Here is a 21,403-nt window from a genome sequence, read left to right on the forward strand (position 1 = left end):
ATGTTCGAGCGTTTCACCGAGGGTGCCCGGCGGGCGGTCGAGGGCGCGCAGGAGCAGGCGCGCGCGCTGGGCCACCACCATGTCGGCACCGAGCACCTGCTGCTGGCCCTGCGCGCCGGCGGCGACGCCACGGTGGCGCCGCTCGGGCGGCACGGCCCGGACGCCGCCGACCTGCGCGCCCGGATCGTCCGGGCGGCCGGGGAGCCGCTCGACCCCGAGGCGCTGCGGGCCATCGGCATCGACCTGGACGCCGTCCGGCAGGCCACCGAGGAGACCTTCGGCGCGGGGGCGCTGGACGTCCCGGCCGGGGCGGGCCGTCCGCGCGGCGTGCTCCGGGGGCACATCCCGTTCACCCCCGACGCGAAGAAGTCCCTCGAACTGAGCCTCCGGCAGGCGATCCGGCTCAAGCAGAAGCGCATCGCCGCCGGGCACCTCCTGCTCGGCCTCCTGCACGACGAGTCGTTCCGCTCGGCGCGGCTGCTGGTCGGCGCCGGGGTCGACCTCGGGGAACTCCGGGCAGACATCACAGGGCTGCTCACGTCCAAAGCCGCCTGATCTGTGGTTGTTTAAGGTCCATGGCCGATCTTGTGGTGTCGTTGAAGGACCGCATTCCCGCCGAACGGGTCGTGACCGACCCCGGCGTCACCGCCGCGTACGCGCGGGACGAGGCGCCCTGGGCGCCCTACGGAACGCCCGCCGCGCTCGTGCGCGCCCAGTCCGTGGAGGACGTGCGGGCCGTGGTCGAGCTCTGCGCCGAGCACGGCGTCCCCGTCGTCCCGCGCGGCGCGGGCACCGGCCTGTCGGGCGGCGCCAACGCCCTGGAGGGCTGCGTCCTGCTCTCGCTGGAGCGGATGAACGAGATCATCGAGATCGACCCGGTCGAGCGGCTGGCGGTCGTCCAGCCGGGCGTGGTGAACGACGACCTGCGCAAGGCGTGCGCGGAGCACGGCCTGTGGTACCCGCCGGACCCCTCCAGCTCGCCCTGGTCGACGATCGGCGGGAACGTCGCGACCAACGCGGGCGGGCTCTGCTGCGTCAAGTACGGCGTGACCCGCGACTACGTGCTGGCCGTACAGGCGGTGGTAGGGCGCGGCGAGGTGGTCCGGCTCGGCCACCGCACCGCCAAGGGCGTCACCGGCTACGACCTGTGCGGCCTCATGGTCGGCTCGGAGGGCACGCTCGGCGTGGTCACCGAGGTGACCGTGCGGCTGCGGAGCGCCCGCGCGGCCGAGCGCACGATCGTCGGCTCGTTCCCCGACCTCCAGACCGCGGGCAAGGCGGTCGGCGCCGTCACCGCCGCCGGGATCGTCCCGAGCGCGCTGGAGCTGGTCGACCGGCACGTCCTGCGCGCGGTGGACGAGTGGCGCAACATGGGCCTGTCCGACGACGCGGAGGTGCTGCTGCTCGGCCGCACCGACCTGCCGGGCGAGGCGGGCGAGGCGGAGGCCGACGCGATGGTGCGGCTGTTCGAGGAGGCCGGGGCGAACTGGGCCGTCCGCTCCACCGACGAGGAGGAGGCCGACGCGCTGTTCGAGGCGCGGCGGCTCGCCTACCCGGCGATGGAGCGGCTCGGCCCCGTGCTGACCGACGACGTGTGCGTGCCCCGCGCGCTCCTCCCGGAGATGCTCACCCGCGTCGAGGCCGCCGCCGTGGAGAACGACGTCCACATCGCCAACGTCGCGCACGCCGGTGACGGCAACCTGCACCCGATGATCATCGTCCCGGCCGACGACGAGGCGGCCCGCGTCCGCGCCGTCCGCGCCTTCGACCAGATCATCGCGGGCGCGCTCGACCTCGGCGGCACCGTGACCGGGGAGCACGGCGTCGGGCTGCTCAAGCGGCGCGGCCTGCACGACGAGCTGGACCCGGCCGTCGTCGCCCTGCACCACGCGGTCAAGGCGGCGCTCGACCCGGCGGGGATCTTCAACCCGGGGAAGGTCTTCGGCGACCCGTCCTGACCGCCTCAGCGCCGCCCGCCGAGCCCGGTGAGCGCGGCGACGCAGGCCGCCCGGCGCGTCGCGTCCCGCGGGTACCGCCGCCGGCACTCCGCCGTGATCCACGCGGGTGTCGGCGGCGGCCCGTCGGGCGGGCGGCGCGTGGAGCGCGGACGCGGCGCCGGGCGCGGCCGCGGCACCCGGGGAGCGGGGCGCGCGGACGCCCCGGCCGGGGCCTTCCGCTCGGCGCGCGACGGGACGCCGGACGTCCGGGGCCGGACCGGTGTGCCGTCCGGTTCCCGGGTCCGCGTCGTGGACGCGGCGGGCGGCGAGGGCGCGCCCTCTGGCGACGGGACCGAGGGCGGCGGCGCCGCCGGGGTCGTCGGGACGGCGCCCGGGGTGAGCCGGTGCGCCGGGGACGGGCGCAGCAGGCCGGAGGCGAGGATCAGCACGATCCCGGCCGCGAGCACGACCCCGACCGCGACCGCCGGCAGGGACGAGCGGGACCGGAGCAGGCGACGGGACGGGGGTGCGGGCGCGGCGCGCGTGTACTCCGAGGGCGGACAGCGCGGCGGCGGGTTGTCGCGGGAATGGCGCACCCTCCGATGGTCACGCTGGGTGCGTGCTCAGGCACACAGAATCGCCATGACCGTTGCCACCTCGATACACACGGGCGCCCTTCACGCGTTCAGCGGCCGGCCAGCAGCTCCACGACGGGCGCGAACGCCTCCGCGAACGGCGCGGGCACCGTCACGTACGAGACGCCCAGCTCGTCCCGGCGGCGGCTGAGCGTGCCGGCCATCTCCCGCGGCGTGCCGGTCAGCATCGCGATGGACCCGGACGAGGCCAGGTCCGCCGCGTCCACGCCCATCCGGCCCCGCAGCCATCCGGGGATCTCGTCGCCGACGACGTGCACGCTCGTGCACAGCTCCAGCTCGTCGAACCGCTCCCCCGCCGCGTCGCGGACGACGCCGACCAGCTCGGCGAGGCCGTCCTCGCCGGTGAGCGGCGGGACGCCGAACGCGACCGTGCCCGCCCGGCGCGCGGCCAGCGCCAGCATCCGGGGCCGGGACGCGGCGACCAGCACGTGCGGGGTGCCGCCGGTCCCGCCGTACAGGCCCTCGGCCGGGTGCTCGACCGCGTCGAGCACCCGCTCGACCTGCGCGAGGCGCTCGGCGCCCGAGCCGTAGGGGACGCCCAGCACGGCCGCGTCGCCCTCGCCGCCGGGCCGCCCGGCGCCGATCCCGAGCTCGAACCGGTCGCCGGTGACGAACGCCAGCGACGCCGCCTCCCACGCCACCGCGTTCGCCGGGCGGGTCGCGGTGTTGACCACGAAGGTGCCGACGCGCAGGGACGTCGTGACGGCCGCCGCCGCGGCCAGGGACGCGGCGGGCGCCGGGGTCGCGACGGTGTCGGCGGTCAGCAGCGTCGCGAAGCCGAGATCCTCGCCCCGCCGCGCCAGCGCCGCCCACTCCCGCCCGTCCCGGGCGCCCGCCCCCACCAATCCGAACCGGAAGAGTCGCTGTGTCATGACCCCATTCTGAGTGAGCGCTCACTCATTCGTCAAGCCGCGCATCACGACCCGCGGCGTCCACCCGGGTCAGAGCGGGTTCACGGTGAAACGGCGCAGCTCCAGCGCCGGGTTCTTCTTCCGGACGGCCGCGACCCGCTCCGAGGAGACCTCCCCGGAGGTCACGCCGGGCCCCTCGCCCAGCGACGCCACGACCACGCCCATCGGGTCGATGATCATGCTGTTGCCCGCGCCGGTCGGCGCGCACTGCCCGGCGGCGGCCACGTAGATCGTGTTCTCGATCGCGCGGGCCCGCGCCAGCGTGCGCCAGTGGTCCTCCTTGAGCGGGCCCGGCACCCACTGCGCGGGCAGCGCGAGGACGTCGGCGCCCGCGTCCACGATCCGGCGCGTCACCTCGGGGAAGCGGACGTCGTAGCAGGTCTGCATGCCGAACGTCACGCCGTCCACCGTGAAGGTCTCCGGGTCGCCGATCCCGCCGGGCCGGACCAGCGTCGACTCCTTGTACCCGAACGCGTCGTACAGGTGGATCTTGCGGTACACCGCCGCGACCTCCCCGTCCGGACCCGCGGCGACGAGCGCGTTGGCGATCCGGTCCGGGTCGTCGAGCCGCTCGTTCAGACCCGCGACGACGTAGGCGCCGTGATGGCGTGCCGCGTCCTTCAGCGCGCCGACGAACGGGCCGTCCAGCGGCTCGGCGGAGTCCAGGAACCGCTGGTCCATCCGCGACGCCGTGAACAGGGCGAACTCCGGCAGCACGACGACCCGCGCGCCGCCGCCGACCGCCTCGTCCACCAGCTTGCGGACGGTGGCCGTGTTCTCGGCCTTGTCCTCGCCGGGCGCGTACTGCCCCACCGCTACCTGCACCACCGCGTTCCCTCCCAACACCGTCACAGCCGGTTCACGGCCGTCACATGGATGACGGCCTCGCCTTCCTGGTCCGATCCCGCGAGGTCGACCTCGGCGGAGATCCCCCAGTCGTGGTCGCCCTCAGGATCGTCGAACACCTGCCGGACGCGCCACAGCGCGTCCTGCGGCACCTCCTCGATCTGGAGCAGCTTCGGCCCGCGCGCGTCGGGCCCGGTCAGCAGCTCCTCGTGCTCGGCGAAGTAGCCGTCCATCGCCTCCCGCCACCCGTCGGCGCCGAAGTCCGGGTCCAGCTCGGCCAGGTCGCCGTACCGCTCGATCGCGGCCAGCTCCACCCGCCGGAACAGCGCGTTGCGCACCAGCACCCGGAACGCCCGCGCGTTCGCGGTCACCTTCGTGACCCGCTCCTCGATCGGCTCGTCCACCTCCTCGGAGGGGTTGGCGAGCTGCTCCCACTCGTCCAGCAGGCTGGAGTCGACCTGCCGGACCAGCTCGCCCAGCCACTCGATCAGGTCGATCAGGTCATCGGTCTTGATCGACTCCGGGACCGTCTGCTGGAGCGCCTTGTAGGCCCCCGACAGGTACCGCAGGACGAGCCCCTCGCCCCGCGCCAGCTCGTAGAACCCGATGTACTCGGTGAACGTCATCGCCCGCTCGTACATGTCGCGGACCACCGACTTCGGACGCAGCGGATGGTCGCCCACCCACGGATGCCCCGCCCGGTAGATCTCGTACGCGGCGTCCAGCTCGTCCTCCAGCGGCTTCGGGTGGTCGACGTCCTGGAGCAGCTCCATCCGCTCCTCGTACTCGACGCCCTCGGCCTTCATCTCCGCGACGGCCTCGCCGCGCGCCTTGTTCACCTGCGCCGCGAGGATCTGGCGCGGGTCGTCCAGCGTCGCCTCGATCACCGACAGCACGTCCAGCGCGTACGAGGGCGACGCCGGGTCCAGGATCTCGAACGTCGCCAGCGCGAACGTCGACAGCGGCTGGTTGAGCGCGAAGTCCTCCTGGAGGTCCACGGTGATCCGCGCGTACCGTCCCGCGTCGTCGGGCTCGGGCAGCACCTCCACGACCCCGCCCGCCAGCAGCGACCGGTAGATCGCGATCGCCCGCGAGATGTGCCGCCGCCGCGCGGCGGGCTCCTCGTGGTTGTCGGTCAGCAGCCGCTTCATCGCCTGGAACGCGTTGCCCGGACGCGCGATCACCGACAGCAGCATCGCGTGGCTGACCTGGAACCGGGACCGGAGCATCTCCGGCTCGGCCTCCTGCAGCTTGCGGAAGGTGTCCTCGTCCCACCCGACGAACCCCTCCGGCGGCTTCTTGCGCTGGACCTTCCGCCGCTTCTTCGGGTCGTCCCCCGCCTTCGCGAGCGCCTTCTCGTTCTCCACCACGTGGTCGGGCGCCTGCGCCACCACGAACCCGACGGTGTCGAACCCGGCGCGCCCGGCCCGCCCCGCGATCTGGTGGAACTCCCGCGCCCGCAGCCGCCGCACCCGGTGCCCGTCGTACTTGCTCAGCGCGGTGAACACCACCGTCCTGATCGGGACGTTGACGCCGACGCCCAGCGTGTCCGTCCCGCAGATGACCTTCAGCAGCCCCGCCTGCGCCAGCCGCTCCACCAGCCGCCGGTACTTCGGCAGCATCCCCGCGTGGTGCACCCCGATCCCGTGCCGGACGAACCGCGACAGGTTCCGCCCGAACTTCGTCGTGAACCGGAAGTTCCCGATCAGCTCGGCGATCCGGGCCTTCTCCGCCTTCGTGCACACGTTGATGCTCATCAGCGCCTGCGCCCGCTCGATCGCCGCCGCCTGCGTGAAGTGCACCAGGTAGATCGGCGCCTTCTGCTCGGCCAGCAGCTCCTCGATCGTCTCGTGCAGCGGCGTCACCCGGTAGTCGTAGATCAGCGGCACCGGCCGCTCCGCCGAGGTCACCAGCGCGGTCGGACGGCCCGTCCGGCGCGTCAGGTCCTTCTGGAAGAAGGCGACGTCCCCGAGCGTCGCCGACATCAGCAGGAACTGGGTCCTGGGCAGCTCCAGCAGGGGGATCTGCCAGGCCCAGCCCCTTTCGGGCTCGGCGTAGAAGTGGAACTCGTCCATCACCACCACGCCGATGTCGGCGTCGGCGCCGTCCCGCAGCGCCATGCTGGCGAGCACCTCCGCCGTGCAGCACACGATCGGCGCGTCCGCGTTCACGCTCGCGTCCCCGGTCATCATGCCGACGTTCTCGCGCCCGAACATCTCGCACAGGTCGAAGAACTTCTCCGACACCAGCGCCTTGATCGGCGCCGTGTAGAACCCCACCTGATCCTTGCCGAGCGCCGCGAACAGCGCCCCCGCCGCCACCAGGCTCTTCCCCGACCCGGTCGGCGTCGACAAGATCACGTTGGCGCCGGAGACCACCTCGATGAGCGCCTCCTCCTGCGCGGGATACAACGTGATCCCGCGCCCCGACACCCATCTCTCGAACGCCTCGAACAGCGAATCGGGATCGGCGTCGTTTCCGGTAGGCAGCTCATCGATAAGACTCACCCCTCCATCCTGCCCCTGTCGGGCTACTCCCCGCGTCACCCCCTCCCCCTCCACGCCAGCATCGCGGCCCAAAGCCCGACCCCGGCCGCCACCACATTGAGCACTCCCCCGGCCACCGGGGCCAGCCCGACGATCGTCCCCACGTCCACCACTCCCGTCGCTCACTCGCAGACAGAAGCAGCCTGCGCCGCCGGGACCATCGCCGTCCGTGCGCCAGCGTGACACGGCGTCGACCATGGGGGATCACGCCCTTGACCTGTGATTTTCTGGAGAAGGATGGCACGCGAGCGCACACCCGCCGCATGCGTTCAGCGCTTTCTGGGGAGCCTCCGCATCGCGTCGGCGATGCTCTCGTCGACGTCCGGGACGTCCATGCCCAACCACCGCAGCCGCTCCGCCGCGTCCCGCACACTCATCCCGGCCTTCCGCGAGACGGTGAGCAAGTGGAACAGGTTCACCGGATCCCTATGGTTGAGCCACGCGATCACCCCGTTGCGAACAGCGCGGAGCAGCACGATGTCGGCCGGATCTGGAAGCTCCGAGCCCGACACGTCCATCCCCAAGCCTGCCAACCGGTCGGCTACGTAGCGAATGGAGGCACCGGACGTACCGAAGACTCGGACGAGGTGCCAACCCGGTACGGGCGCCGCCGCATCAAGCCAGGGAGGCTCGCCATCGGAGTCTTCCGAGAGCATTTGCAAAGCTCTCTCGTCAATCGCATCAGAGATATCGGCCGGTGACACGGCCACATGCATGCCGTACGCCGAGAGCCGTTCCACGACTCGGCCGGGAGCGGTTCCGGTCCTGCCGCTCACCACGGCCACGTGCGGGAGGAGGACAGGTTCCGCAGGGCGCCACCAAGGCGACAGCGTGTGCACCTCACGCCCGAGTATTTGGAGGTCCCCGGGTTCGATGCGGTCCGGCAGGCGGTCCGGAACCTCGATCCCGTAGCCTGCAAGCCGCGAGGCGACGTCACGGACCGGCCGATTCAGTCGGAGGGCGGCCCGAAGGAGATGGATCGCGTGAAGCGGACCGCTCCCGTCGTATTCTCCTTTCTCCCTCCACGTGAGCTTCCAGCCGAAGAGAACTGCGTCTTCAGCATCAGGCCGATCGGGCAGCGAGCGGGGATCAGTGATGAAGCCGAACTCCTCCAGCCTGCGGCATACCTCGGCGATCGGGATGTCAAGTTCCCGAGCGCATCGAACGAGATGCGAAGCCGGCAGCGATCGACCGTTATGCAGAATCCAGTCCATGGCGCCCTCCTGCCAGGAGAGAAGGCGCAGGTCTGCTTCCGACGGTTCAGTGGGAGCCATCTGAGATGCGGCCACCTGGAAGCCGTAGCCTTCCAGCCGTTCCCGCAACTCGGAGAGACCAACGCCGAACCGGACGGCGATTGCCGCGATGTGACCGACGGGCACCACCTCCGAGGTAGCCAGCCATTCGGGCCCGCCGGTCTGGCTCAGGCTCAGCAGGGCGAGATCGAGATGACCGCCGTGCTGCTCCGCCGAGAACCTTTCTGGGTCCAGCTCATGAATGCCCAACTCGACAGCCCGCTGGGCCGCTTCACGTGGAGAGGTGCCGAGCAGCTTGGCTGTCCAGAGGACATGCCCTGGAGAGACACGGAGATCATTTCGCGCCCAGCTCCAGGCCGCCACCGGGAGGTCGTCTTGAGTGCTGCGACCACCGACGTTACTTCCGAGCAGCAACGTGTCGGAAGGCCGTCCCGGAAGGATGTTCTCGATCCGCGGCCGCCTCATCCCTGTAAGGACTCGATCGAAGTCGAATCCGTTGACGATCAGGCGCCATAGCAGCACATGATCCGCGACCTCCCGCCCGAAGTCCCAGCGCCACAGATCCGATGAGTCGCTCGTCTGCCCGTGCGAGATTCGATCATCGGCCCAGACGAGAAAGGAGTCCTGGAGGAAGCAGCCGACGCGGCGGACGTCCAGAGGCCCGATGTCCATCGTGACCTGGCGGCGCAGTTGACCTGCCTTTTCGATGATGAGGTCGGCGAGCCTTGGGCTGGCCGCCGTCACCGCGGCCACCCAGCCGACGTCGAATTCAGGGCGGTCCGCCGACATCAACTCGTCCATGGCGGCGATGAGGAGATGCTCAGCAGTGACCGAAACGTCTGAGAGGACCTGCCGCCGGTCGACGGAGAGCTTCTCGGGCGCGTACTCGCCCGTCAGGTTGACGATGGCGCCGCGCAGCCGTCCGCCCGTGCTGCCCGCGAAGACTCCGCGGCGCACGGCAGGCCGTACGTATAGGCCGTCCACCAGCAAGCCGCCGCCGTTCTCGCACCAGACCACCTGGCCGCCGCGGCCGTCGATCCACGACACGAAATTCCCGTGGACGTCGAGCCCGTCGGGCTCCCACGAGGGGCGGACGCGCTCCTTGAGCACCCCCGGCTCCCACCTCTCGGCCTGGTTTCCGTGTATCGCGCGGGTCTCGAACTCGGCGATGCCGAGCAGCCGCCGCAGTTCCTCAACGCAGGACGGTGACTCCTCCCCCGCACGGAGGAAGAGGCGCACCGAAGTGCCCGCGGGCCGGTCGTCCGGGAGGTGCTCGATGCGGAACAGATGCCCAGGACCGAAGATCGAGACCTTCAGCGTCGGGTGCGGGCGGTGGCCTCGGTCCAGGGGCCGGGTGATGACCTCGATCTCGTCGGCGATCATGAAGTAGCTCAGGACGCCGATGCCGAAGCGGCTGTTGGCGTGGAACGGGATGGGCGGATCGGAGCTCTTCCAGTCGGCGGACTCGACCAGGAACTCGGTGGTGTCGGTGAAGCGGGTTCCCGCCTGGGCGAAGACGTCGGTGAGGACCGCCTCCGTCATGCCGATGCCGTTGTCGAGGCATTCGAGGTAGGCGCGGCCGTTCTCGTCCACGCCCTGGGTGAAGCGGATGCGGCCCTCCCAGTCGTCGGCCCAGTCGCCCTGCCTGCGGTAGGCGAGACGGGCGCGGCGGTAGCGGCAGGCGTCGAGGGCGTTCTGGTACAGCTCGCGGATGGCCAGGCCGCGGTCCTGGTAGAGCTGCTCCCCCATCAGCAGGTCCTGGACGCGGCGCTCGTCGAGCCGGAACCGGCTGACCCGCTGGAAGAGCAGCCGACCGTCGTCGTCGGTGTCGGGACGGACGTCATCCGCCGACGCGCGGGACGGCAGGCGTGTGAGCGCCTGCATGGTGTGGTGGTCCCCGCACCCCTGCCGGATCGCGTAGAGCAAGGCGTCCACCTGGCCCGCGTACTGGCGGAGGCCCTCAAGCTCCGCCGGGTGATGGCAGTCGGCGCGCAGGACGAGGCAGTCCGATTGCAGCACCCATTTCGCGCGGCTCCCCACGGTCTCGCGCAGCTCTGCCAGATCGACCGGGTGCGGGATGCCGAGGTGCCGTGCGACGATCTCAGGGAGCCGGACGAGGTCGATCGTCAGTGCGTAGGCGACCGAGAGCACCTGCCCGATCAGCAGTTCCCGGACGCGCTGCTCGTGCGGCTCGCCAGCGAACAGCACGGTCTCGAACTGCGGCGCGTTCTTGCGGTCGGTGTCGCCCAGTTCGGACAGGTCGAGCCGCAGCGCGGCCAGAAACCGCTGGACGGTCTTCGCGGCCAGCACCTCGTCCCGCATCCGAGGATCGCGGGCGTCCACGGCCGAGAGCAGGTCGCGGACGGTGCTCAGCCGGTAGGACTGCGGAAACCGCACCACCCAGCGGCGGAACAGCCACCAGCCGATCTCGGACGCGGCGGAGTCACGGTCGGGCAGGCGCCGGGCCGTCGCCCGGTCGACCAGTTCACGCCGGCCGCCCAGAAACGTCTCGTACTCGCGGCGCGGCCCGTCACCGCGACCGCTGCCGAGGTCGAGAGGGTCGATCTCGCGAAGTGCGGCGAGCGTGCGGGCCATGTGGGTGTGGTGCAGCAAGGGGACGAGCGTTAACAGCGCCGCCTCGGCCGGGGACAGGTCGCAGGTGGCCTCGGCGAGGGTCGTCCTCAGCAGCCAGTCGGTCCACCTGGTGAAGCGGGCGGCGAGTTCGGTGTCGAGCCAGGGATCGTCGCGCGAACCCGCCTCGGCCTCGGACGAGAGGGCCCCGAGCCGTTCGGCGATCGCGGTCGCCGCCTCCTGGAAGGCCGAGGCGTCGCGCCGCGCGTCGACCAGCGTCCACGCGATGTGCCCCTCCGCCAGGGCGGCCCACGGATGGGAAACGGCGGCGGCCGTGGCCTCCTCGTACAGCCGGACGGCAGCGCGGACATCGGCGTCATCGCCGTCCAGCACCCTGACCAGGGCTTCGACCTGCCGGGCGTCCACCGGGAGCCGCAGCCCGCGCAGCCAGTCGTTGACGTAGGACGCCGATTCGAGGTGCATCTCGGCGGCGATGGCGCGGCGGCTCTTCAGCCCGTTCGCCTGATGGATCCGGTCGAGGAGTTCCAGGAGATGTCGGTGCGGGCCGTCACCGGGCCAGTTCGCCTGGTCGATTCGCTGCCCGCGCCCCATGCCGCCTCCCGTCACCCGCCCCGGGAACCTCTCTACACGTCCCGAAGACGGCGGACCACCCGAATCCGCCAACAGGCCGGAGCAGGCGGGCGGGCGCCCCCGAGACGTGCCAGGGGCGCCCGGGACGTCAGGCGTCCACTTCGGTGCGGTCGCCGCCCCAGAGGGTGTGGAAGGTGCCTTCGCGGTCGGTGCGGCGGTAGGTGTGGGCGCCGAAGTAGTCGCGTTGGCCCTGGGTGAGGGCGGCGGGCAGGCGGTCGGCGCGGAGTGAGTCGTAGTAGGCCAGGGCCGTGGAGAGGCCGGGGGCCGGGACGCCGATGCGGGCGGCGGTGGCGACGACCTCGCGCCAGGCGTCCTGGGCGTCGCCGACGGCCTCGGCGAAGTGGGCGTCGGTGAGCAGGGTCGGGGTGTGCGGGTCGGCCGCGTAGGCGGCGCGGATGCGGTCGAGGAAGCCGGCGCGGATGATGCAGCCGCCGCGCCAGATCGCGGCCATGGACCCGGCGTCGATGTTCCAGCCGTACTCGGCGCTGCCCGCCTGGATCTCGTGGAAGCCCTGCGCGTACGCGACGATCTTGGAGGCGTACAGGGCCTTCTCGACGGCGTCGGCGAAGGAGGAGCCGGCGACCTTCGCGCGGGTCGGGCCGGGCAGGTGGCGGGACGCCTCGCGCAGGACGGCGTGGCCGGAGACCGAGCGGGCGAAGACGGCCTCGGCGATGCCGCCGACGGGGACGCCGAGGTCGAGGGCGGTCTGGACCGTCCAGCGACCGGTGCCCTTCTGCTCGGCCTGGTCGAGGACGACGTCGACGAACGGCTTGCCGGTGGCGGCGTCGGTGTGCGCGAGGACCTCGGCGGTGATCTCGATGAGGTAGGACTCCAGGCGCCCGGTGTTCCAGGTGCGGAAGACCTCGGCGATCTCGGCCGGGGCGAGGCCGGCGGCGTGCCGCAGGAGGTCGTAGGACTCGGCGATCAGCTGCATGTCGGAGTACTCGATGCCGTTGTGCACCATCTTGACGAAGTGCCCGGCGCCGTCCGGGCCGACGTGGGCGCAGCAGGGGTCGCCGTCGACCTTGGCGGAGATGTCCTCCAGGAGCGGGCCGAGCGCCTCGTAGGACTCGGCGGAGCCGCCCGGCATGATGCTGGGGCCGTGCAGGGCGCCCTCCTCGCCGCCGGAGATCCCGGCGCCGACGAAGTGGAGGCCGCGTTCGCGCAGGGCGGCCTCGCGGCGGCGGGTGTCGGCGAAGTGCGCGTTGCCGCCGTCGACGATCATGTCGCCGGGCTCCAGCAGCGGCGCGAACTCCTCGATGACGGCGTCGGTGGGCGCGCCCGCCTTGACCATCACGACGAGGCGGCGGGGCCGCTCCAGGGAGGCCACGAACTCCTCGGGCGTGTCGGCGGGCAGGAACGTTCCCTCGTCGCCGAACTGCTCGACCAGCGCCTTCGTGCGGGCGGAGGTCCGGTTGTGGACGGCGACGGGATGGCCGTGCCGGGCGAGGTTGCGGGCCAGGTTGCGGCCCATCACCGCCAGTCCGGTGACGCCGATGCGGGCCTTCTCCATTGGTTCTCTCCTCCTGGTGTGCGAACCTGGCCGAGGGGTCTTGCGTAGATCATGAACGTCCCGCGAGGTCACAGGCTTCCCATGCGTGAGGGTGTGCCCGCGTGGGAAGGGGCGACCCGTCCGATACATACATTCTCCAGGGGGTGCGGATGCTGGGACTGCCCGACGGGGCTCAGGCGTGTCTGTTCGATCTCGACGGGGTGCTGACCCGGACGGCGGCGGTGCACGCCGCCGCGTGGAAGGAGATGTTCGACGGCTTCCTGCGCGAGCACGCGGAGCGGACGGGCGGGACGTTCGTCCCGTTCGATCCGGTCAAGGACTACGGCGCGTACGTGGACGGCAAGAAGCGCGAGGACGGGACGCGCTCGTTCCTGACCTCGCGCGGCATCACGCTGCCGGAGGGCTCGCCGGACGACCCGCCGGAGCGGGAGAGCGTCCGGGGGCTGGGGAACCGCAAGAACGCCCTCGTCCTTCAGATCATCAAGGAGCGGGGCGTGGAGGTGTTCGACGGGTCGGTCGGCTATGTCCGCGCGGCGCGGGAGGCGGGGCTGCGGACGGCGGTGGTGTCCTCCAGCGCCAACACCGCGCAGGTGCTGGAGACCGTCGGGATCACCGACCTGTTCGACGCGCGGGTCGACGGCGTCACCGCGGCCGAGCGGAACCTGCCCGGCAAGCCCGCGCCCGACATGTTCCTGGAGGGCGCCCGGGAGGTGGGGGTCCCCGCGGAGCGGGCGGTGGTGTTCGAGGACGCGCTGGCCGGTGTCGAGGCGGGCCGCGCGGGCGGGTTCGCCTACGTGGTGGGCGTCAACCGGGTGGACCCGGGCCACGCGGCGGACCTCAGGGAGCACGGCGCGGACGTGGTCGTCGACGACCTGTCCGAACTGCTGGAAGGCGAGTGAACGGGGTGGGCGAGTGAACGAGAGCGAGGCCCAGGGCGCCGCGGATCGTCCGGTGTACCTGGTGGAGCCGTGGTGCGTGCGGGAGCCGGAGCTGCGCCTGGACCGGCTGGCGCAGAGCGAGTCGGTGTTCGCGCTGTCCAACGGGCACCTCGGCATCCGCGGCAACCTGGACGAGGGCGAGCCGCACGGCCTGCCGGGCACGTATCTGAACTCCTTCTACGAGCAGCGGCCGCTGCCGCAGGCCGAGGCCGCCTACGGCTACCCCGAGTCCGGCCAGACGGTGATCAACGTCACCAACGGCAAGGTGATCCGGCTGCTGGTGGACGACGAGCCGTTCGACGTGCGCTACGGCCGCGTCCACCACCACGAGCGGGTGCTGGACCTGCGGGCGGGCACGCTCACCCGGCACGTGGAGTGGACGTCCCCGGCCGACCGGCGCGTCAAGATCACCTCGACCCGGATGGTGTCGCTGACGCAGCGGGCGGTCGCGGCGATCTGCTACGACGTCGAGCCGGTGGACGCGGCGGTCCGCGTCGTCGCGCAGTCGGAGCTGGTCGCCAACGAGGCGCTGCCGGGCGGCGGGCGCGACCCGCGCGCCTCGGCGATCCTGGAGAGCCCGCTGGTCAGCGAGGAGCACGTCGCGAACGGCACGAAGGTGCTGCTGCTGCACCGCACCCGCAAGAGCGGGCTGCGGATGGCGGCGGGGATGTCCCACCACATCGAGGGCCCCGAGTCGATGGCGGTGGACACCGAGAGCTCCCCGGACGTGGGGCGGCTGACGGTCGCGACGCGGCTGGAGCCGGGGCAGCGGCTGCGAATCGTCAAGTACCTGGCCTACGGATGGTCGAGCCAGCGGTCGCGTCCGGCGCTGCACGACCAGGTGGTCGGGGCGCTGGCGGGCGCCCGGCAGACGGGGTGGGACGGGCTGCTGGCCGAGCAGCGCGAGTACCTCGACGAGTTCTGGTGCGGCGCGGACGTCGAGGTGGACGGGGACGCCGAGATCCAGCAGGCGGTCCGGTTCAGCCTGTTCCACGTGTTGCAGGCCGGGGCCCGCGCGGAGCGCCGCATGATCCCGGCCAAGGGGCTGACCGGCCCCGGCTACGACGGCCATACGTTCTGGGACACCGAGACGTTCGTGCTGCCCGTCCTGACCTACACCTCCCCGGGCGCGGCGGCCGACGCGCTGGGCTGGCGGCACATGACGCTGCCGCTGGCGGTCGAGCGCGCGGCCCAGCTCGGCCTGGACGGCGCGGCGTTCCCGTGGCGGACGATCCGCGGCCACGAGTGCTCGGGGTACTGGCCCGCCGGGACGGCCGCGTTCCACATCAACGCCGACATCTCCGACGCCGTGGTCCGGTACGTGGACGCGACGTGCGACGAGCGGTTCGAGCGGGAGGTCGGGGTGGAGGTGGTGGTGGCGACCGCCCGGCTGTGGCGGAGCCTCGGCCACCACGACGTGGGCGGGGTGTTCCGCATCGACGGCGTCACCGGGCCCGACGAGTACAGCGCGGTGGTGGACAACAACGTCTACACCAACCTGATGGCCCGCCGGAACCTGGAGGCGGCGGCCGACATGGCGATGCGCCATCCCGACCTCGCCGACCGGCTGGGCGTGACGAACGAGGAGGCGGCGTCCTGGCGGGACGCGGCGGCGGCGATGCTGATCCCCTACGACGACCGGCTGGGCGTCCACCCGCAGAACGAGAACTTCACCAACCACGCCCGCTGGGACTTCGGGGGGACCAAGCCCGAGCTGTATCCGCTGCTGCTGAACTTCCCCTACTTCGACCTGTACCGCAAGCAGGTCGTCAAGCAGGCCGACCTGGTCCTCGCGCTGCACCTGTGCGGGGAGGCGTTCACCGAGGAGCAGAAGGTCCGCGACTTCGAGTACTACGAGGGGCTGACCGTCCGCGACTCCTCGCTGTCGGCGCAGACCCAGGCGGTGGTCGCGGCCGAGGTCGGGCAGCTCGACCTCGCGCACGACTACCTCGGCGAGACGGCGCTGCTGGACCTGCACGACCTCAACCACAACACCCGCGACGGGCTGCACATCGCGTCGATGGCGGGCGCGTGGAACGGGCTCGTCGCCGGGTTCGGCGGGATGCGGGCGGGCGGCGGGCGGCTGCGGTTCGCGCCGCGGCTGCCCGGCGGCATCAGCCGGCTCGCGTTCCGGATGCGCTACCGCGACAACCGGCTGCGGGTCAACGTGACCGCCGAGGCCGCCACCTACCAGTTGCTGGAGGGGCCCGGCCTGAAGCTGTGGCACCACGGCGAGGAGTTCACGCTGGCCGACGAGCCGATCGAGCTGCCGATCAAGCCGGTCACCGCCCGCCCGACCCCCGGCCAGCCCTCCGGCCGCGAGCCCTCCTCCCGGCGCACGCTGTGACCCCGTCCCCGGCCCGGGGCGGGTGCCCCGGGCCGGGAAGGGGGCTCAGCCGCCCTCGGGGGCGCAGGTGAGGCAGTCCTCCGGCATGCCGTCGGGGGCCTCGGCCACCACCGGGCGGCACGTCCCGTGGCCGGTGTCCTGCGCCGGACGCGGCGACCGGCCGTCGTCGCCGTGGGTGCGGTCGCCGTCCTCGACGAGGAGCCGGCGCGGCCCGGGGCCCTCGTCGCCGAGCCGGTCGTAGGGGTTGGCGAGGGCGCACTTGTTGATCGACAGGCAGCCGCAGCCGATGCACTCGGTGAGGTCGTCGCGGAGGCGTTCGAGCTGGGAGATGCGGGCGTCCAGGTCGCTGCGCCAGGTCTCCGACAGGCGCGCCCAGTCCGCCACGGTGGGGGTGCGCTCCTCGGGGAGGGTCGCGAGGGCCGCCTTGATGTCGCTGAGCGGGATCCCGACCCGCTGCGAGACCTTGATGAACGACACCCGGCGCAGCGTGTCACGGGCGAAGCGGCGCTGGTTGCCGGCCGTGCGGCGGCTGCTGATCAGGCCCTTGGACTCATAGAAGTGCAGCGCCGAGACGGCGACGCCGCTGCGCTCGGCGAGCTGCCCGACGGTCAGCTCGTGCACGCGGAACTCAAGCCGTGTCATGACCGCATCCTATGCGGCCTCAAGTCGACTTGAGGTTCCCCGAGATCACTCCCCCGCCGCGCCGTGCCCGACCTCGATGTCGAGGTCGCCGCCCTCGGGGTGGTGGACGCGGACCGTGTCGCCCTCGCCGATCCGGCCGTCCAGCAGCATCCTGGAGAGCCGGTTGTCCAGTTCGCGCTGGAGGGTGCGGCGCAGCGGCCTGGCGCCGTACTCGGGCTGGTGGCCGCGCTCGGCGAGCCAGTCCTTGGCCGCGTCGTCCACCTCCAGCGCGACGCCCTGGCCGCGGAGGCGGCGGCGGGTGCCCTCCAGGAGCAGGTCGACGATCTGGCGGAGCTGCGCGCGGTCGAGGCGGGTGAACACGATGGTCTCGTCGATCCGGTTGAGCAGTTCGGGCCGGAGCGTCCGCTGGAGCAGGTCGAGGACCTGGTCGCGCACCCCGGTGGCGTCTCCCCCGGCCTCCAGGATCATCTGCGCGCCCACATTGCTGGTCATGATGATGATCGTGTTGGTGAAGTCGACCGTGCGGCCCTGCCCGTCGGTGAGGCGGCCGTCGTCGAGGATCTGGAGCAGGATGTTCATGACGTCGGGGTGCGCCTTCTCGATCTCGTCCAGCAGGACGACCGAGTGCGGGCGGTGCCGGACGGCCTCGGTGAGCCGCCCCGCCTCCTCGTAGCCGACGTATCCGGGGGGCGCCCCGATCAGGCGGCTCACGGTGTGCCGCTCCTGGAACTCGCTCATGTCGACCCGGACCATGTGGCCCGCGAACAGCACGTCGGCGAGCGCCCGCGCCAGCTCGGTCTTGCCGACGCCGGTCGGGCCGAGGAACAGGAAGCCGCCCTGCGGGCGGTCGGGGTCGGACAGGCCCGCGCGGCCCCGCCGGACGGCCTCGGCGACCGCGCCGACCGCCTCGTCCTGCCCGACCACCCGCTCGTGGAGCCGCTCCTCCAGGCGCAGGAGCTGGTCGCGCTCCTCCTCGGTGAGCTGCGAGGCGGGGATGCCGGTGCGGCGGGACACGACGTCGGCGACGTCGGCCACGCTCACCTCCGGGACGTCGTCGCGGCCGTGCCGGGCGGCCTCAAGGCCGGGCCGCAGCCGCTCGATCTCCTCGCGGAGCTGCTTGGCCCGGTCGAAGTCCTCGCCCGCGACCGCCGCGTCCTTGTCGCGGTGCAGCGACTCCAGGCGGCCCTCCAGCTCCCGGGCCTCCTCGTCCGGGGACAGGGCGCGCAGCCGGACGCGGGCGGCGGCGTGGTCCATCAGGTCGATGGCCTTGTCGGGCAGGAACCGGTCGGAGATGTAGCGGTCCGACAGCCGCGCCGCCGCGTCCAGGGCCTCGTCGGTGACGCGGACCTGGTGGTGCGCCTCGTACTTGTCGCGCAGCCCGGCGAGGATCCGCACGGTCTCCTCGACGGTCGGCTCGGCGACCAGCACCGGCTGGAAGCGGCGCTCCAGCGCGCCGTCCTTCTCGATGGTGCGGCGGTACTCCTCGATCGTGGTGGCGGCGACGACGTGCAGCTCGCCGCGCGCGAGGGCGGGCTTCAGCACGTTGGCGGCGTCCATGCCGCCCTCGGCCGAACCGGCCCCGACCAGCATGTGGACCTCGTCGATGAAGATCACCAGCTCGTCGGAGTGGGCGCGGATCTCCTCCAGCACCTTCTTGATCCGCTCCTCGAACTCGCCCCGGTACTTGGACCCGGCGACCATGCCGGTGAGGTCCAGCGCGACGACCCGCCGGTCCTTCAGCGTCTCGGGGACGGCGCCGTTGACGACCCGCTGCGCGATGCCCTCGACGATCGCGGTCTTGCCGACGCCCGGCTCGCCGGTCAGGCACGGGTTGTTCTTGGTCCGCCGCGACAGCACCTCGATGGCCTGCTCGATCACGTCCTCGCGGCCGACGACGGGGTCCAGGCGCCCCTCGCGGGCCTCCTCGGTCAGGTCGCGGCCGTAGTCGTCGAGCGTGGGCGTGGCGCTCTGGCCCCCTCGGACGGCGCGGCCGGTGCGGGCGCCCGATCCGTCGGGGCGCTCCAGCGCCGCGTCCCGCAGCTCGTTCGCCGAGACGCCCTGGGCGGTGAGCAGCCGCGCGGCCGGGGAGTCGGGGTTGGCCGCCAGCGCCATCAGCAGGTGCTGGGGGCCGATGTAGCTGTCCTCCAGCGCCCGCGAGACGCGCTGGGAGTCCAGCAGCGCGCGCTTGGCGGCCGGGGTGAGGGTCTCGGGCGGCTCGCCGGGCGTGCCGTCGCCGGTCATGTCGGCGATGCGGGTGAGCAGCGCGTCGGGATCGGCGCCGGCCGCGGTCAGCAGGCTCCGCGCCGGGATCGTCTCGGCGGCCGCCGCCAGCAGGTCGATCACGTCCAGGTCGGCGGCGCCGCGCCGCCCGGCGCGCTCCAGCGCGTGGGCGACCAGCTCGCGGCCGCTCTCGCTCAGCAGCCGCCCGATGTCGACGCGCTGCGCCCCGCCGCGCGGCGGCCAGGTCTCGGGGGCGCCGAACATCCTCCCGGTCAGGTACTCGAATCCGCGGAACGGATCGTCGAACATCGAGCCGAACGGCGTTCCGGCCACGGCGGGCCCCCTCGGGTGCGCGGTGCGCCCTGCCTTCCCCCCGGCGGGCGCGCTCACCCCACTGCTTGCCGCCCGCCCGCTCCGGGATGCCCAAGCCCACCCCCAGAGTGCGCAAATTCGGGTGGCCGTGAACGCGCCGCGCCCGCCCCCGGGAGTGGAACACCGGGGACGGGCGCGGGCGGAGCCCAGCGGAACCGCCAGGCGGCCGCTAGGACTCCAGGCGCCGGACGAGGTCGTGGTACTCGTCCCACAGCGCCTTGGGCAGGTGGTCGCCGAACGTCTCGAAGTGCTCGGGTACCAGCGCGGCCTCCTGCTTCCAGACCTGGGTGTCGACCGTCAGCAGCGTGTCGAGGTCGGCGTCGGCGAGGTCGAGTCCGCCCGTGTCGAGCGCCTCGCGGGTCGGCAGGTGCCCGATCGGCGACTTGACGGCGTCGGCCTGCCCGTTCAGCCGCTCGACGATCCACTTCAGCACGCGGCTGTTCTCGCCGAAGCCCGGCCAGATGAACTTGCCGTCGGCGTTCTTGCGGAACCAGTTCACGTAGTAGATCCGCGGCAGCTTCTCGGCGTCGGTGGCCTTGCCGATCTCCAGCCAGTGGCCGAAGTAGTCGCCCATGTTGTAGCCGCAGAACGGCAGCATGGCGAACGGGTCGTGGCGCAGCTCGCCGACCGTGCCCTCGGCGGCGGCGGTCTTCTCCGAGGCGACGTTCGCCCCGAGGAACACGCCCTGCTGCCAGTCGAAGGACTCGGTGACCAGCGGGACGGCGGAGGCGCGGCGGCCGCCGAACAGGATCGCCGAGATCGGCACGCCCTTCGGGTCCTCCCACTCGTCGGCGATGATCGGGCACTGCCCGGCCGGGGTGGTGAAGCGGGCGTTGGGGTGCGCGGCGGGCGTGCCGGACTCGGGCGTCCAGTCGTTGCCCTTCCAGTCGGTCAGGTGCGCGGGGGGCTCGTCGGTGAGGCCCTCCCACCACACGTCGCCGTCGTCGGTCAGCGCGACGTTGGTGAACACGCTGTTGCCCCACAGCGTCTTCACGGCGTTGGCGTTGGTGCTCTCGCCGGTTCCGGGCGCGACGCCGAAGAACCCGGCCTCGGGGTTGATCGCGTACAGGCGGCCGTCGTCACCGAACCGCATCCAGGCGATGTCGTCGCCGATGGTCTCGACCTTCCAGCCCGGGATGGTCGGCTCCAGCATGGCGAGGTTGGTCTTGCCGCACGCCGAGGGGAACGCCGCCGCGACGTAGCGGGTCTCCCCCTGCGGCGGGGTGAGCTTGAGGATGAGCATGTGCTCGGCCATCCAGCCCTCGTCCCGGGCCATGGTGGAGGCGATGCGCAGCGCGTAGCACTTCTTGCCCAGCAGCGCGTTGCCGCCGTAGCCGGACCCGTAGGACCAGATCTCGCGGGTCTCGGGGAAGTGCGTGATGTACTTGGTGGAGTTGCACGGCCACTTCACGTCGGCCTGGCCCGGCTCCAGCGGGGCGCCGACCGAGTGGACGCACCTGACGAACGAGCCGCGCTCCTCGATCAGCTTCAGCGCGCCGGCGCCCATCCGCGTCATGACCCGCATCGAGACCGCGACGTAGGCGGAGTCGGTGATCTCGACGCCGAGCTGGGAGATGTTCCCGCCGAGCGGGCCCATGCAGAACGGCACCACGTACATGGTGCGGCCCTTCATACAGCCGTCGAACAGGCCGCCGAGGGTCTCGCGCATCTCGGCGGGCGCGACCCAGTTGTTGGTCGGGCCCGCGTCGGACTCCTCCTCGGAGCAGATGAACGTGCGGTCCTCGACGCGGGCGACGTCGGTCGGGTCGGAGGCGGCGTGGAAGCTGTTCGGCCGTTTGGCCGGGTCGAGCCTGGTGAACGTGCCCTGCTCGACGAGCAGGCCGGTGAGGCGCTCCCACTCCTCGTCGGAGCCGTCGCACCACTCGACGCGGTCGGGCCTGGTCAGCTCGGCGATCCCGCGTACCCACTCAAGCAGTTCGGGGTGACCTGTCGGGGCCTGGTCGAGGCCGGGGATCTCGTGGGACACGGGCAACTCCTTC

12 protein-coding genes and 1 pseudogene are annotated in these 21,403 nt (G+C 72.3%); 4 read left to right on the forward strand and 9 right to left on the reverse strand.

Features of this window, described 5'->3' with window-relative positions:
- Positions 1 to 555, forward strand: coding sequence for a Clp protease N-terminal domain-containing protein (locus GNZ18_RS21735; RefSeq protein ID WP_156218356.1), 555 nt, complete (start codon positions 1 to 3; stop codon positions 553 to 555).
- 20 nt (positions 556 to 575) lie between these two features.
- A complete protein-coding gene (locus GNZ18_RS21740; RefSeq protein ID WP_156218357.1) occupies positions 576 to 1,958 on the forward strand; it encodes an FAD-binding oxidoreductase in 1,383 nt (460 codons plus the stop codon).
- Between the two features lie 5 nt (positions 1,959 to 1,963).
- Here the strand turns inward: GNZ18_RS21740 and GNZ18_RS21745 are convergent, their stop codons facing one another.
- From GNZ18_RS21745 to gnd, 6 genes are all read right to left on the reverse strand, one after another.
- Positions 1,964 to 2,533, reverse strand: coding sequence for a hypothetical protein (locus tag GNZ18_RS21745; protein ID WP_156218358.1), 570 nt, complete (start codon positions 2,531 to 2,533; stop codon positions 1,964 to 1,966).
- 89 nt (positions 2,534 to 2,622) lie between these two features.
- On the reverse strand, positions 2,623 to 3,465 hold the full coding sequence (locus GNZ18_RS21750; protein ID WP_156218359.1) for an LLM class flavin-dependent oxidoreductase: 843 nt from the start codon (positions 3,463 to 3,465) through the stop codon (positions 2,623 to 2,625).
- 69 nt (positions 3,466 to 3,534) lie between these two features.
- Positions 3,535 to 4,332: a carbon-nitrogen hydrolase family protein gene (locus GNZ18_RS21755; protein ID WP_214617905.1), complete on the reverse strand. Its 798-nt coding sequence runs from the start codon at positions 4,330 to 4,332 to the stop codon at positions 3,535 to 3,537.
- Positions 4,333 to 4,352: 20 nt separating this feature from the next.
- Entirely contained in the window at positions 4,353 to 6,857 is a 2,505-nt protein-coding gene (locus tag GNZ18_RS21760; RefSeq protein WP_312874659.1) for a DEAD/DEAH box helicase, read from the reverse strand.
- A 308-nt stretch (positions 6,858 to 7,165) separates the two neighbouring features.
- On the reverse strand, positions 7,166 to 11,332 hold the full coding sequence (locus GNZ18_RS21765; RefSeq protein WP_156218361.1) for a wHTH domain-containing protein: 4,167 nt from the start codon (positions 11,330 to 11,332) through the stop codon (positions 7,166 to 7,168).
- 127 nt (positions 11,333 to 11,459) lie between these two features.
- Positions 11,460 to 12,884 carry an NADP-dependent phosphogluconate dehydrogenase gene (gnd, locus tag GNZ18_RS21770; RefSeq protein WP_156218362.1) on the reverse strand — a complete coding sequence of 475 codons (1,425 nt, stop codon included), beginning with the start codon at positions 12,882 to 12,884 and terminating at the stop codon, positions 11,460 to 11,462.
- 149 nt (positions 12,885 to 13,033) lie between these two features.
- On the opposite strand from gnd, the gene GNZ18_RS21775 reads away from it, so the two are divergent.
- Together GNZ18_RS21775 and GNZ18_RS21780 are read left to right on the forward strand one after the other, a co-directional pair.
- Entirely contained in the window at positions 13,034 to 13,783 is a 750-nt protein-coding gene (locus GNZ18_RS21775) for an HAD family hydrolase (protein ID WP_156218492.1), read from the forward strand.
- Between the two features lie 124 nt (positions 13,784 to 13,907).
- On the forward strand, positions 13,908 to 16,169 hold the full coding sequence (locus GNZ18_RS21780) for a glycoside hydrolase family 65 protein (protein ID WP_312874673.1): 2,262 nt from the start codon (positions 13,908 to 13,910) through the stop codon (positions 16,167 to 16,169).
- A 192-nt stretch (positions 16,170 to 16,361) separates the two neighbouring features.
- Here GNZ18_RS21780 and soxR read toward each other — a convergent pair.
- The 3 genes and pseudogenes from soxR to GNZ18_RS21795 form a co-directional block, all read right to left on the reverse strand.
- A pseudogene (soxR, locus tag GNZ18_RS21785) lies at positions 16,362 to 16,811 on the reverse strand (redox-sensitive transcriptional activator SoxR); the annotation flags it as partial.
- A 45-nt stretch (positions 16,812 to 16,856) separates the two neighbouring features.
- On the reverse strand, positions 16,857 to 19,364 hold the full coding sequence (locus GNZ18_RS21790) for an ATP-dependent Clp protease ATP-binding subunit (RefSeq protein ID WP_312874660.1): 2,508 nt from the start codon (positions 19,362 to 19,364) through the stop codon (positions 16,857 to 16,859).
- A gap of 208 nt (positions 19,365 to 19,572) precedes the next feature.
- Entirely contained in the window at positions 19,573 to 21,390 is a 1,818-nt protein-coding gene (locus tag GNZ18_RS21795) for a phosphoenolpyruvate carboxykinase (GTP) (protein ID WP_312874661.1), read from the reverse strand.
- Between the last annotated feature and the right edge of the window lie 13 nt (positions 21,391 to 21,403).

Source organism: Actinomadura litoris, from assembly GCF_009733595.1.
Classification (GTDB): Bacteria; Actinomycetota; Actinomycetes; order Streptosporangiales; family Streptosporangiaceae; genus Spirillospora; species Spirillospora litoris.

Coding starts and splice junctions, on each gene's coding strand:
- GNZ18_RS21740 (WP_156218357.1), top strand. CDS start 576: ATGGCCGATCTTGTGGTGTCGTTGAAGGACCGCATTCCCGCCGAACGG.
- GNZ18_RS21765 (WP_156218361.1), bottom strand. CDS start 11,332: ATGGGGCGCGGGCAGCGAATCGACCAGGCGAACTGGCCCGGTGACGGC.
- GNZ18_RS21775 (WP_156218492.1), top strand. CDS start 13,034: ATGCTGGGACTGCCCGACGGGGCTCAGGCGTGTCTGTTCGATCTCGAC.
- GNZ18_RS21750 (WP_156218359.1), bottom strand. CDS start 3,465: ATGACACAGCGACTCTTCCGGTTCGGATTGGTGGGGGCGGGCGCCCGG.
- gnd (WP_156218362.1), bottom strand. CDS start 12,884: ATGGAGAAGGCCCGCATCGGCGTCACCGGACTGGCGGTGATGGGCCGC.
- GNZ18_RS21735 (WP_156218356.1), top strand. CDS start 1: ATGTTCGAGCGTTTCACCGAGGGTGCCCGGCGGGCGGTCGAGGGCGCG.